The sequence below is a fragment of the Pseudomonas sp. NFX98 genome, assembly GCF_047784845.1.
Taxonomy (GTDB): Bacteria; Pseudomonadota; Gammaproteobacteria; order Pseudomonadales; family Pseudomonadaceae; genus Aquipseudomonas.
Window position 1 is genome coordinate 107,917 of the sequence record NZ_JBLNNF010000019.1, and the last position, 13,222, is coordinate 121,138.

The 13,222-nt window shown below is 60.7% G+C and carries 9 protein-coding genes; 7 read left to right on the forward strand and 2 right to left on the reverse strand.

Going from position 1 to position 13,222, the window contains the following annotated elements; genetic code table 11:
• Positions 1-349: 349 nt before the first annotated feature.
• Complete coding sequence (locus ACM110_RS23685; protein ID WP_416129674.1) at positions 350-2,047, forward strand: sulfatase-like hydrolase/transferase; 1,698 nt, start codon at positions 350-352, stop codon at positions 2,045-2,047.
• Positions 2,048-2,153: 106 nt separating this feature from the next.
• Here ACM110_RS23685 and ACM110_RS23690 read toward each other — a convergent pair whose 3' ends face one another.
• Positions 2,154-3,206: an AraC family transcriptional regulator ligand-binding domain-containing protein gene (locus ACM110_RS23690; RefSeq protein WP_416129675.1), complete on the reverse strand. Its 1,053-nt coding sequence runs from the start codon at positions 3,204-3,206 to the stop codon at positions 2,154-2,156.
• 71 nt (positions 3,207-3,277) lie between these two features.
• Here ACM110_RS23690 and ACM110_RS23695 point away from each other — a divergent pair, with 71 nt between their 5' ends.
• Complete coding sequence (locus ACM110_RS23695; RefSeq protein WP_416129676.1) at positions 3,278-4,192, forward strand: LysR family transcriptional regulator; 915 nt, start codon at positions 3,278-3,280, stop codon at positions 4,190-4,192.
• 90 nt (positions 4,193-4,282) lie between these two features.
• Here the strand turns inward: ACM110_RS23695 and ACM110_RS23700 are convergent, their stop codons facing one another.
• Positions 4,283-5,212 (reverse strand): LysR family transcriptional regulator, encoded by a 930-nt coding sequence (locus tag ACM110_RS23700; protein WP_416129677.1) that lies wholly within the window; start codon positions 5,210-5,212, stop codon positions 4,283-4,285.
• 97 nt (positions 5,213-5,309) lie between these two features.
• Between ACM110_RS23700 and ACM110_RS23705 the strand changes: the two genes are divergently transcribed.
• The 5 genes from ACM110_RS23705 to ACM110_RS23725 all read left to right on the forward strand — a co-directional run bounded on the left by ACM110_RS23705 (position 5,310) and on the right by ACM110_RS23725 (position 13,133).
• On the forward strand, positions 5,310-6,149 hold the full coding sequence (locus ACM110_RS23705) for an AraC family transcriptional regulator ligand-binding domain-containing protein (protein WP_416129678.1): 840 nt from the start codon (positions 5,310-5,312) through the stop codon (positions 6,147-6,149).
• 945 nt (positions 6,150-7,094) lie between these two features.
• Positions 7,095-8,921, forward strand: a complete 1,827-nt coding sequence (locus ACM110_RS23710) for a DUF1302 domain-containing protein (RefSeq protein WP_416129679.1) — start codon at positions 7,095-7,097, stop codon at positions 8,919-8,921.
• Positions 8,922-8,932: 11 nt separating this feature from the next.
• Entirely contained in the window at positions 8,933-10,270 is a 1,338-nt protein-coding gene (locus ACM110_RS23715; RefSeq protein WP_416129680.1) for a DUF1329 domain-containing protein, read from the forward strand.
• A 143-nt stretch (positions 10,271-10,413) separates the two neighbouring features.
• A complete protein-coding gene (locus ACM110_RS23720; RefSeq protein ID WP_416129681.1) occupies positions 10,414-11,757 on the forward strand; it encodes a DUF1254 domain-containing protein in 1,344 nt (447 codons plus the stop codon).
• Positions 11,754-13,133, forward strand: coding sequence for a DUF1254 domain-containing protein (locus ACM110_RS23725; RefSeq protein WP_416129682.1), 1,380 nt, complete (start codon positions 11,754-11,756; stop codon positions 13,131-13,133). Before ACM110_RS23720 ends, ACM110_RS23725 begins: the two co-directional genes overlap by 4 nt.
• Positions 13,134-13,222 lie beyond the last annotated feature (89 nt).

Sequence of the window (13,222 nt, forward strand, 5' to 3'; positions counted from 1 at the left end):
GACTGTCAAAAGGGGTATAGCCCAGCCTTGGCAAACCGTGTCAGCAAAATGACATGTTAAAAGAGTAAGACACACCCGGTTTTGGGGGGCCAATTGCCATCAAGCGCTTGTCCCTGCTCGCTTTGACCGATTTTTGAGACGTCGCGAAGATCTTCGAGAAAGCGATAAACGGTCGTAAGGCTTTAAATACAAGGGCTGTAGGCACTTGAGTGTGTCAGATTTGAGACGTTTGTTTTTTGACGCTTTCTTCTTATTTACGCCATTTCTTGCGCTTTGATGGCCCGGTGCTAGTGTCAAAAAATGGCCGACAAACTATTGGCCGCTCGCGAGCATGAGTGCCGGAAAGCTAATGATTCGATATCTCAAAGAAATATTAATTGCTGTCTATTTAATTACCCATTACGACTATTACTTTGGGCGTATCAGCGCGATCGGAATTGGCTTCCCGTTGTTATTATTTGTCGGAATGTTTGTTGTACTGAGTATTGCTTTATTCATGACAGCTAACATTCGCCAGACAGTTGTTCGGCATTTTTTTGCCTTGGCAATGTTTGGCTCGACGGTGTTCTTTGATGTTTATTCGCGGGTCACCGCTGACTACCTGACCTACAGCAGTTTCGTCTCTTTGGTGTATTCCGGCGGTTTCATCGAAGAAGCGCTGTACCAGTACCGCGATGCGATCATCAGTGGCGTGCTCGGTGGTTTGCCGTTGTTGTTGGGCATCGGCCTCAAGCCGCGTCGACAAACGCCGGTGCCGGGAGCGTTGTTGGTGGCGGCGCCGGTGTTGGGGGTGTTGTTGCTCAGTGCGGTGCTGTTCGTACGGGCGGGCGAGGGCGCGCGCGGGTTACCGCAGATGTACACGCCGTTGGCCTACCTCAACCTTTTCGCCTACGAGTCCCTGCACAACACCGTCGGCCCACGCGAGCCGGTGAGCCTGGCGCGCATCGCACAACCGGTGAACCTCGATATCGTGCTGATCATCGACGAGAGCATTTCCGGCAACTACCTGGACATCAACGCGCCGTTCGGTGTGCACAGCAATCTAAAGGAACCGCATCCCGACGTGGATATCTTCAACTACGGCTACGCCGCGTCGATCGCCAATTGCAGCGTCGATACCAACGTCACCCTGCGCTATGGCGGCACTCGTACCGACTACGTGCGAATCAACAGCACGCTGCCGTCGATCTGGCAGTACGCGAAAAAGGCCGGCCTGCACACGGTCTACATCGATGGCCAGCGCACCGGCGGCAACTTGCAGAACCTGATGACCGAGACCGAGAAAAAGGACATCGACGAGTTCGTGCAATTCGACCAGACCAGCGTGCGCGACCGCGACATGGCCGCAGCGGCGAAGTTGATCGAGCTGCTCAACGACGACCAGCCGCAACTGGTGGTGATCAACAAGGTCGGCGCGCATTTTCCGGTACATGACAAGTATCCGGACGGCTTCATGGCCTATCGTCCGACGCTGCCTCGCGGGCAGTTTGTCGAAGTGGCAGACACCGGTGAGCGTAATGGTTTCAATGGTCAGCCGGACGATTGGCTGCTGTACCGCAACGCCTACAAGAACACCTTGCTGTGGAACGTCGGCGAGTTTTTTTCACGGGTGTTTGCCCAGGCCAATTTGAACAACGCCTTGCTGATCTACACCTCGGATCACGGCCAGGATCTGCACGAACGGGGCAACCCCGGCTTGAACACCCATTGCGGTGGCGACCCGGTGGAGGAGGAAGGGTTGGTGCCGTTGGTGGTGATCCAGGGCAGCGACTTGAAGACCCTCGACTGGCAGGCGCAACTGGCCGGCAACAAGGATCGCTCCAGCCACTACAACATCTTCCCGACCTTGTTGCAGTTGATGGGGTATGACCTGGCGGGTGTGGAAGCGGTGTATGGAAAACCGTTGAGCGTGCCGACGGCGGACGAGTTCACGTTCAACTACCGATTCAATGCGCGGTTGGGGGCGAAGCCGGAGTGGAAGCATATTGATTTGGGCAGCATTGTGACGCCATCCGAGGTGCCTGCCAGTGTGGCGGTGGGGCAGTGAGGTTTTGGTAGTCTGGTCTGGCCTCATCGCGGGCAAGCCTTGCTCCTACAGATAATTGCGAACTCTGTAGGAGCAAGGCTTGCCCGCGATGAGGCCGGCTCAGCCACTACACATTTTGAGTATGCCCACATCTGGCCCGATAAACCCCCGGCGCACACCCCAACCACCGCAAACACGCGCGGTTGAAACTCTGCACATCGCTGTACCCCAACCGGTCGGAAATCTCCACCAGCTCAAGCTCCGCGGCCTGCAACAAATCCTCGGCCCGACACCGCCGATACTCATCCAGCAATTCGGAAAAACTCCAGCCCAGTGCTTTCAAGCGCCGCGCCGCGGTGCGTTCGATCAGGTGCTGCGAGGCACAGAACTGTTGCCAGTTGGCACCGGCGAGATCAGCGATCAGGTGGTCGCTGACTTGCTCCAGCAGGGTCGGTTCGCTGTTGCGCCGGGTCTGTTCCAGCAACTCGACCAAGGTCTGTTCCAGGCCTTGGTTGCCGGGTGTCAGCGCGGTGACGAACAGTTGCGGGTCGAGGTGGATCGAGTGCTGCGCCTGCCGCCACTGCACCGGGGCGCGGAACGCTTGTTCATAGTCCTGCGGATTGGCCATGCAGACACCGGCCATATCCACGCCCAGGATCGGATCGCGCACCAGGCCACTGGCGAGAAATTTTCGCCGCAGCATGCTGCACAGACTGACGAGGATGTAATCGGCGGTCGGTGCAACCGCCTTGACGCTGCCGCCGTCGAGCAGACGCAGTTCGACAGTGTTCTCGCGGCGCACGATCCTGGCCTGGAAGTGCCCGTTGAAAAACGGGAAGAAACGCACGAAATACTCGCAGGCGCTTTCCAGCGACGCGGCGACATCGAAGAGGTAGGTCAGGCCATTGGTGGCAGTGGAGACGAAGCGTCGACCGGCCGCCAGACCGATCAACGGGTCGCCGGTCTGCTCCAGGGCAAGCGCCCAGAAACGCCGCGACAGAAACAGCGGCACGCGCATGAATGGCGCGCGCAATTCGAACAGGCTGCGCCGGAACAGCGCTTCGATGTTGTCCCGGTCAACGCCGCGCGCCAGCAGCTCTTCGATGGCCGGTAGCAAAGTCGGCGCGTAGAACGCATTGGCGGAAGGTGGATGGTGCAGTGGCTGATCGCTTTTTGTCATGTAGGGCTCACCGCTTGTTTCGGAACACTGGTTAGGCTGCCCGACGTTAAGCGATTTGCCGGAGCAAGACCATGCTTGATTTACGCCAGCTCGACCTGAACCTGCTGCTCGCCTTCGATGCGATTTACCAGCAGCGCAGTGTCACCCGTGCCGCCGAGGTGATGTGCCTGTCGCAGCCGGCCATGAGCAACGCCCTGCGTCGCCTGCGCGAGTTGTGCGGCGACCCGCTGTTCATCAAAAGCCGTTTGGGCGTGACGCCGACGCTGGTCGCGCATCGTCTGGCCGACTATGTGCGCGCGGCCCTGGAGTCGTTGCGCGACGGCTTGCGGATGATTCCCGCCGCACGGCAGAACAACCCGTTGTTGCGCATCAGTTGCCTGGACTGTCTGCAACCGGTGCTGCTCGACGCGCTGCTCGAATCGCCCCATGCCGACTGGCAGGTGCGCTACTTCCAGCCGCGTCGTCGCGACGCTCTACAGGAGCTGGCGAGCGGCAAACTGGACATCCTGATCGACCTCGATCAACCCCTCGCCGGGTTGGCCGGATTGCATAAACAAGTGCTGCCTGCCGATCATTACGTATTCGCCTATGGCGCTGCGCTGAAGGAGCCGCCGCGCACGCTGGAGGCATACCTGCAACAACCGCAAATCCAGATTTCCAGCCGCCGCGACGGGCTCAGCCCGGTGGACTTGCACCTGGGCCTCAAAGGCTTGCGCCGTACTTTGGCGGTGAGTACCCAAAGCACCCTGGCGGCGAAATTGATGGCTGATCGGCAGCCGTTCGGCATGAGTCTGCCGAGTCGGGTCGCCAGCGCATTGGGCTTGCAACACGTGCCGTTGCCGCTGGAGGAGCCGGTGGAGCTGAAACTGGCGCTGTACATCGAGGCGCGTTATCGCTTCGAACGTAGCCGTGAAGAGGCGATGCATTGCCTGTTGCGGGCATTGGGTGAGCCTCGGGCGATGCAGGCGCTGGCTCGCCGCGCGTAAGCACGGTTCTTGTAGGAGCTGCCGCAGGCTGCGATCTCTTGATCTTGTTTTTTAAGGGCAAAATCAAAAGATCGCAGCCTGCGGCAGCTCCTACATGGAACGAGTGATCCCAGTGAGCAATCGCTCATCGACTTGCACAATCGCTTCCACCATCGCCAGCGCCGCCGGTGTCAGGGAGTAACCGACGCGACTGACGATGCCGTAATGCAGGAGCAAACCGGGGTCGTCGCTGGGCACGTCGACAAAATCCAGCAGTTGTATCAGCCCCTGAGCGACCTGTTCGGCGAGGGCTTCCATGGTGGCGATGCCCACCGCGTCGGAGCGTCTGACCACGCGGCAGATGGCATCGAATTGTGCGCATTCGACGCTGGGATTGAAGTCCGGCTCGCCCTGCACATCGGCGAGGATCTTGCGGATCATCGGCGGGATGCGCGTGCCGACCACGGCATAGTCGAGCAGGGCGCGTAGCGACAGGTTTTCACGGTTGGCCAAGGGATGATCGACGCGGCAAAAGAACCGTCCGCGCCGTGGTCGCAGCAGTTGCACGTGGTATTGCGGATCACCGGTGAAGTACCGTGAATCGGCGACCAGAAATTCGATCTGCTGCTCGCGCAACCACAGCGCCAGTTGCTCCCAGTCACCGAGGTGGAAACAGGTGCGGATCGCCGGGTGCGCCTGGATGAATTGCGCCAGGGCTTCGGGCACCAACAGCTGCGCTGGATACGGGCCGCTGCCGAACTGCAATTCACCGCCGGTCAGGCCGTTGTACTGGGTCAGTTCGTTGTGCAACGCCTGACTGCCGGCCAGCAGACGCCGGGCGTGTTGCAGCACCAATTCGCCTTGGCCGGTCAGGCGGAACTCGCGGCTGCTGCGCTCCACCAGCGCGCAATCGAGGTCCCGCTCCAGAGTCTGGATGCTGCGACTGAAGGCCGGTTGGCTGAGGTTGATCGCTTCGGCGGCACGGCCAAAACTGCGGTAATCAGCCAGTGCGACGAGGTGGCGAAGCTGTCGTAAGTCCATCATGCGTCTCCTGCATTCAGCGGATACTTTTAATGCATTGGATCGATATCACAGAGACTGGCATAAGTACACGCCTGTCTTCTCGCCGTAGCCTGCCATGACCCAGCAAACCTTCGCCTCCAGTGCCTTCACCCGCACCATCCTCAGCCATGCGCAACGCTCCGGCCTGTGTCAGGAACAGTTGCTGCAACGGGCCGGAATCTGTCTGTCGCTGCTGGAAGGGCAAGGGCTGCGCGTGCCTGCGCATTTAGTGGAACAGCTGTGGCATGAATGCGAACGCCTGGGAGCGGGCGCCACGTTTGGCTGTGAACTGGTCAATGGCATGGCGACCACCAGCCTGCAAGGTTTGAACATTCTGCTGGACTCCGCCGCCACCCTGCGCGCCAGCCTCGCGTGCTTCACCGAGTTCTTGCCCCAAGTGACCAACTACGTGCAGGCGGAACTGGAGGAGGGCGATGGGCAGGTTCGCTTGCACTTGCGCGGGGCTGATCAGTTGCCGCATTTCTTCGGGCTGGATGCGGCGACGTTGACTCTGGTGCGCAACATCGCCCGGCGTTTGGGGCGGGCGCCGGGTGAGGTGTTTCTTGGAGTGGTTGTGACGCCGGAACAGGCGGCTGGGGAGTGGTTGCGCAGTGTCGGCATTGAGGTGGTACACGGTGCGCATCCTTGCCTGCGGATGCCTATGGCCTGTCTTGATGAGCCGTTGCTGGGGGCTAATCCGTTTTTGCATCAGAGCATGTTGCGCCATTGGCAGGCTGAGGCGGCGCAGCATGTTCGCGGTGACAGTCTGGAGCTGGCGCGGCATTGGTTGACGGCGGGGGATCAACCGATCGAACGGATTGCCGCGCGGCTTGGGTATCGGCAGCCGAGTAATTTTATTCGGGCGTTTCGGAAGCGGTTCGGGATTACGCCTAAGCAGTTTCGGTTGGGGCTTTAGTTGTGTGTATATCCGTTGCTGCGGTAACGGCTGCTGGCGGTTTCGCCCTTACGGCGACTCACTTTTTTTTCAAACGCCAAAAAAAAGTAAGCAAAAAAAGGCTCGCCCCGAGCGTCCGGCCCCTCGCTAAGGCTCGGCGTTCCTTCGCTCCGGCATTCATCCGGGGGCATCGCCCTCCGGTTGGCTTCGCTGGCACCTACATGCGATGAGTTCGACTGCGTCGAACGGCGCTGCGCGCCCACCCCCGGATAAACGCCTCCACTCAGCCTTCCGATGGGGCGGGTGGATCAAGTGCAACCGAGGCGGCCTGCCGGCCGGCCTGTTTGTCTGGTTCGCACGCACTCCAAACTGTGGGAGCCAGCCTGCTGGCGATGGCGCCCTGACAGCCGACCTGATTTTGTGCTGTATCACGCCCAATGTAGGAGCTGCCGAAGGCTGCGATGTTTTGATCTCGCTTGTAAAAAACAAAATCAAAAGATCGCAGCCTCGTTGCACTCGACAGCTCCTACAGAGAAGTGCGCACGCATCAAGAGTCAGGCCGGCCGGTAGGCCGCCTCGCGGTGCTGTGGCGGTAGTCGCCCCCTCGAGAGGCCGAGTGGAGGTTCTGCGCAGTGGGCAACCCGGCAAGGATGCCGGGTTAGCCGCCCCCGGCCATGGATGGCCGATGGCGGCGGGCCCACGGAGCAGGACCGGAGCGAGGGCATGCCGAGCCACAGCGAGGCACCGAACGAAAGGGGCAAGAGCGTTTGGTTACTTTGCGCTTTTCAAAGTAACCCGCCGTAAGGGCGGAACCATAGGCGGCCATTACCGCAGCAACGGATATGTACACAACCAAGAAGCAACCAATCCTCCCCAATGATTACTTTTTGTCGGCCACCGCTTGCGCACCTTGGCCGGTTGTTGGGCACCGTGACGAGGCTGAGCAAATCTGACCGGAGCCTAATAATGATAAAAAAACGCTCGGCCACAGCCGCAGTCCGCCAACGACTGAATCGGCTTGGCCACACCCGCCCGCAACCCCTTGCACTGGCGGTACTTGCTGCACTCGCGGGGCCTGCGTGCGCGACCACGTTCGACTTCAACGAAGACTGGAGCCTGTCGACCAAAACCACCCTGTCCCTGGGCAGCAGCTGGTCGACGCAAAATCCCGACAAAAGCCTGATGACCCGCGCCAATGCCTTGCAGGCCCAAGGCGTGAATGCCAATGGCACCAGCGTCAGCGCCGACGACAACCGTTTGAACTTCGAGAAGGGCGATCCGATCTCGCAGGTGTTCAAGGGGCTCACCGATTTCAGTCTCGACGGTCAGGGTCAGGGTGCGTTCATTCGCTTCAAATACTGGTACGACCACGCCTACGAAACCCGTCAGGCGCGGTTCAAGGATTTCGACGATTCGGGCTGGGACGACCTGTCCAAGTTCAAGGGCTTCGAGACGCTCGATGCCTATGTCTGGAAAGACTTCCAGATCGCCGAGCACCCGTTGAACGTCAAGGTCGGCAATCAGGTGTTGTCGTGGGGTGAAGCGCTGCTGATCCAGAACGGCATCAACGTGATCAACCCGCTCGATGTCTCGGCGTTCAATCGCCCCGGTGTGGAAATCAAGGAAGGCCAGTTGCCGGTGGAGATGGTGTCCTTCAGCTTCGGCCTGTCCGATACCACCAACCTCGAAGGTTTCTATCAGTACAACTGGCGCCCCAGCGTGCTGGATGGTTGCGGTACGTTCTTCGCCAGCAGCGATGCGATCCAGAAGGGTTGCGGGCCGTTGTACCTGAGCCAGACGTTGACCGATCAGCAGATGCAGGCCGCCGGTTTGTACGCCACCACCCGGGGCAATGAATCGCCGTCCGACAATGGCCAGTTCGGCTTCGCCTTGCGCCAGATGATCCCGGCGCTGAACGATGCCGAAGCGGCGATTTACTTCATCAACTACCACTCGCGCCTGCCGTATTTCACCCTTGATGCGAAGAACACAGCCGTTCGCGGAACGTTCCCCGGCGGTGTTCAGGCACCGAGTTATGCGGCGGCGTTTCCGGAAGACATTCGCCTGTACGGCATCAGTCTCAGTGGTGTCGAACCGAACAGCGGGATCGCCCTCGCCGGTGAGGTGAGCTACCGACCGAACATGCCGCTGGCGATCAATGCGCCGGACATCAACGTCGCCGTGATCACCGGGGCGGCGGGCAGTTCGTGGGTGCAGTTGCCGGCCGGTTTCAACATCAATCGCGGTGACCGTTATGACGGTTGGGAGCGCAAAGGCGTATGGCAGGCGACCGCTTCGGCGACCCAGGCCATCGACAACGTGCTGGGCGCCACGCGCCTGAGTCTGTTCGGCGAGGCTGGCGTGGTGCACATCGATGATCTCGGTGACGAGCGACTGGGTCGCAACGCCGCGTTCGGCCGCAGCTCCACGCGCAACGGCACGCCGTGCAACACCGTGGCCTCGGGCGTCACCAATCAGTACTGCACCGACAAGGGTTTTGCCACCGACTGGTCGTGGGGCTATCGCCTGCGCGCCAGCCTGGAATACAGCGACGTGTTGCCGGGCATCAACCTGATTCCGGCAGTCAACTGGCGGCATGACGTAGAGGGCTATTCCTACGATCCGCAAGGGCCGTTCCAGGAAGGCCAGCAGGCGCTGGGCGTGAGCCTCACCGGCGTCTACATGAACGATTACAGCGTGGAGCTGGCCTACAACAGCTTCTTCGGTTCCAACGACTACAGCACCCTCGACGACCGCGATTTCGCATCCGTCAGCTTCAAGGCAGACTTCTAAGGAGAACCATTATGCGTATGCAATTGTGCGTGCTGGCCCTGGCCTGCACGGTGGGCCTGGCCCAGGCCAAAGGCACCGACTCGGCCGCTTTGGGCAAGACCCTCACGCCCATGGGCTCGGAAATGGCGGCCAATGCCGACGGCAGTATTCCGGCCTGGAACGGCGGCCTTGCCGCCAACGCCGGCACCGTCGACAGCAAGGGTGGTTACAGCGATCCGTATGCCGCGGAAAAACCGCTGTTCACCATCACGGCGAAGAACGTCGCGCAGTACGAGAAATTTCTCAGTCCCGGTCAAGTCGCGTTGTTCAAGCGTTTCCCGGACAGCTACAAGATGAACATCTACCCGAGCCATCGCAGCGCCAATCTGCCCAAGGATGTGTTGGCGCAGAGCCGCGACAACGTCGCCAAGACCAGCATGGCCGACGGCGGCAATGGCTTGCACGACTACGCGCGGGGCATTCCGTTTCCGCTGCCGACCGAAGGCCTGGAGGTGATGTGGAACCACATGACCCGTTATCGCGGTGGCAGTTACGAGCGCATCAGCAGCGCTGCACTGGTGCGTGAAAACGGCGCGACAAGTTACGTGCGCAACCAGTCGCTGATCAACTTTGCCGACACCGTCGGCGGGTTGGAGGCGGGCTCGAACGTGCTGTTCATGTTCAAGAGCCGCGTGCTGGAACCGGCGCGTCTGTCCGGCGAAGCGGTGCTGGTGCATGAGCCGATCGACCAGGTCGCCGAGCCGCGTTCGGCGTGGCAATACCTGCCGGGCCAACGTCGCGTGCGCCGTGCACCAATGATCGCCTACGACAACAGCGCGCGTTACAGCAATGGCCTGATCACCGCCGACAACATCGACGGCTACAACGGTGCGCCGGACCGTTTCGACTGGAAACTGGTGGGCAAACAGGAACTGTACATCCCGTACAACAGCTACAAGATCGGCAGCCGCGACATCAAGTACGACGACGTGATCAAACCCAACCACGTCAACCAGGACCTGGCCCGTTACGAGAAGCATCGCGTGTGGGTGGTGGAAGCCACGCTTAAACCGGGCGCCCGGCACATCTACGCCAAGCGTCGCTTTTATGTCGATGAGGACAGTTGGCAGATCGCTCAGTCGGACCAGTACGACAGTCGCGGCGAACTGTGGCGCAGCGGTGAATTGCACGCGATTCAGCAGTACGACCACGGCTTCACCTACAACGTGCTGGAAACCTCTTATGACCTGATCTCCGGGCGCTACTACGCCGGTGGCCTGGCCAACGAAGAGACCGAACCGATGCGCGTCGGCTTCGCCGCCAGAACCGACGACTACACCCCGTCTGACTTGCGGCGCTGGGCGAAGTAACCCAGTCATTACTGACACATCACTCCCTGTAGGAGCTGCCGCAGGCTGCGATCTTTTGATCTTGAAAAATCAACATCAAAAGATCGCAGCCTGCGGCAGCTCCTACAAGGGAATGCGGTTTCACATTGGTTAGGAGATCAACCGTGCGCTACTGGATATCCGCTCTGGCCCTGGGCGCAAGCCTGGGCTCCGTTCACGCGGCAACCCTCGATCAGCAGCAGGCCAAGGCGCTGGCGCAAGAGGCTTATGTGTTTGCCTACGCCACTGTCGAGCACGACAAAGTGCTCAGCGCCATCGCCGCGAAACTGCCGTTCAACCGCCTCTACAGCGAACCGCGATTGCTCGGCCCGCAGGACAACAAAGTGGTGTCGCCCAACAACGACACCTTCTACTCGCGCGCCTTGCTCGACCTGCGCGCTGAACCGCAGGTGTTGCAAGTGCCGGCGGTGCAGGGGCGCTACTACAGCTTTCAACTGGTGGACATGCGCACCGACAACCTCGATTACATCGGCACCCGCGCCACCGGTGATCAGGCCGGGCGTTACCTGATCGTCGGACCGGACTGGAAGGGCGAGCTGCCGAGTGGTTTCAACGGTGTGATCCGCTCACCGAGTCGCCTGGTATTTTTGCTCGGACGCACCGAGGTCAAGGGCGAAGCGGATCGGCAGGACGCCGCGAAGGTGATGACGGGCTATGCGTTGCAGCCGCTGTCCAAAGTGATCAGTGGAGTGACGCCTGATCCGTTGGCACCGCTGCAATTGCCGACCTGGCAAGACACCAAGCAAGGGCCGGCGCAGACACTGTTCAGCACATTCAATGCACTGGCGCCACTGCACCAGTGGACCGCCGACGAGCAGAAAAAACTTGAACGCTTTACCGCCATCGGCGTGAAGCCCGGTGCGGCTTTCGATGCACCGGCGCAGCTCAAAGAAGCCATCGCCCAAGGCGCCGAAGCCGGGCGTGAGCAGGTGCGCACCGCATCCAGCCAGCTCTCGGTGGAACAGCAGGGCTGGCTTCGCTCACCGAGCAATGTCGGCAAATTCGGCGATGACGACCTGACCCGCGCAGCCGTCGCCTGGCGGTACATCTACGCCAATGATCCGGTTGAAGCGGTTTACCCGATGGCGTTGCACGATGCCCAAGGGCAGTTATTGGACGGCCAGCATGCCTATCGCTTGCACTTTGCAGCCGGGCAATTACCGCCGGTGAATGCCTTCTGGTCGTTGACCCTGTATGACGGCAAAACCCAATTGCTTTCGGCCAACCCGATCCAGCGTTACGCTCTGGGCGATCGCAGCCCCGGTTTGCAGTACGACGCCGACGGCGGACTGACCCTGATCCTGCAAGCCAATGCGCCGAAGCAGCAAAGCAACTGGCTGCCGACACCCGAAGGCCCGTTCAACCTGTTGCTGCGCCTGTATCTACCGAAGGACGGGGCGCTGGACGGCAGTTATCCGCTGCCGAGCATTGCGAGGGTCGAGCCATGACCATGATTTTCAGTCGCCGTCGCGTGCTGGGTGGCATGGGCGTGCTGGGAGGGAGTCTGATGTTTCCACGTTGGTTGCTTGCCGCCGGTGCCGATGATCTGCGGGTTATCGCACAGCAGGCATGGATCTACGCTTACCCGATGCTCATGCATTACCAGACCATGGAAAAGCAGGTGCTCGATCCGGCTGCGCCGGCGTATGTCGGTGGCTTCAATCGCTTCCGTCACTACAGCGAGTTGTACACGCCAAACAATCGCGAGATTGTCACGCCGAACAATGACACGCCGTACTCCTGGGCCTGGCTCGACCTGCGCAGCGAACCGCAGGTGCTCAGCGTGCCGGCGGTCAATGCCGACCGTTACTACGTGCACCAATTGGTCGACCAATACACCCACAACTTCGCCTATGTCGGCGTACTCAGCACCGGCCGCGAAGCGGGGGATTACCTGATTGCCGGGCCGGACTGGCAAGGTCCGACGCCGGACGGAATCAAGGCTGTGTTGCGCAGCGAAACTGCGATCGTCATGGTCCTCGGTCGCACCGGGCTGAAGAACGCCGACGACCTGCCGGCCGTGCGCGCGTTGCAGCAGCAATACCGTTTGCGTGCCCTGCATGAATACACCGCCAGCGCAGCGCCGGTTGCGGCCCCGGCGATTGCCTGGCAACCCTGGGACAACAAGACCGGTTTGGGGCCGGGGTTTATCGCGGCGCTGAATCAGATCCTCGCACTGTGCCCGACGCACCCCTCGGAACAGGCCTTGCGTGAACGCTTTGCGCGGATCGGCATCGTGCCCGGTCAGGCATTCGATGCGGCCGCACTGCAGGCGGAAGTCCATCAGGCGTTGGTCGCCGGAATTCAGGATGCACAGGTGCAACTGCAAACCGCGGTGACTCAAACGCGCACCACACTCGGCCTGTTCGGCACGCGCGAAGCGCTGCACGGCAACTACTTGAACCGTGCCGTGGCGGCGAATATCGGGATCTATGGCAATAGCGTCGAAGAGGCGTTCTACACCGGCACCCGGCTCGACAGTCAGGGGCAACCGCTGCAAGGCGGGCGCAGTTATCGACTGCGTTTTGCACCGGGGCAATTGCCGCCGGCAAGTGAGTTCTGGTCGCTGACGCTGTACGACTTGCCGGACCGGCAATTGGTTGCCAATGCAATTGACCGTTATTGCTTGAGCAGCCGGGATGCGTTGCAGGTGGATGCGGACGGCGGGGTGACGCTGGTGATGCAGCCCTCGGCGCCGCAATCGTCGAACAACTGGTTGCCGACACCGGCCAGCGGCGCGTTTACCGTGATCCTGCGTTTGTACGGGCCGAAGCAAGAGGTGATTGAACAGCGCTGGCGGATGCCGGTGGTTGAGCAAGCCTAGAAGCAAAAGATCGCAGCCTTCGGCAGCTCCTACAGGGAAAAACGCATTCCAATGTAGGAGCTGCCGCAGGCTCGGGCCGCGTTCGGACG

What these genes read in the sequence shown, in the direction of transcription:
- ACM110_RS23685 (WP_416129674.1), top strand. Translation starts at nt 350, where the DNA reads ATGATTCGATATCTCAAAGAAATATTAATTGCTGTCTATTTAATTACC.
- ACM110_RS23690 (WP_416129675.1), bottom strand. Translation starts at nt 3,206, where the DNA reads ATGACAAAAAGCGATCAGCCACTGCACCATCCACCTTCCGCCAATGCG.
- ACM110_RS23695 (WP_416129676.1), top strand. Translation starts at nt 3,278, where the DNA reads ATGCTTGATTTACGCCAGCTCGACCTGAACCTGCTGCTCGCCTTCGAT.
- ACM110_RS23700 (WP_416129677.1), bottom strand. Translation starts at nt 5,212, where the DNA reads ATGGACTTACGACAGCTTCGCCACCTCGTCGCACTGGCTGATTACCGC.
- ACM110_RS23705 (WP_416129678.1), top strand. Translation starts at nt 5,310, where the DNA reads ATGACCCAGCAAACCTTCGCCTCCAGTGCCTTCACCCGCACCATCCTC.
- ACM110_RS23710 (WP_416129679.1), top strand. Translation starts at nt 7,095, where the DNA reads ATGATAAAAAAACGCTCGGCCACAGCCGCAGTCCGCCAACGACTGAAT.
- ACM110_RS23715 (WP_416129680.1), top strand. Translation starts at nt 8,933, where the DNA reads ATGCGTATGCAATTGTGCGTGCTGGCCCTGGCCTGCACGGTGGGCCTG.
- ACM110_RS23725 (WP_416129682.1), top strand. Translation starts at nt 11,754, where the DNA reads ATGACCATGATTTTCAGTCGCCGTCGCGTGCTGGGTGGCATGGGCGTG.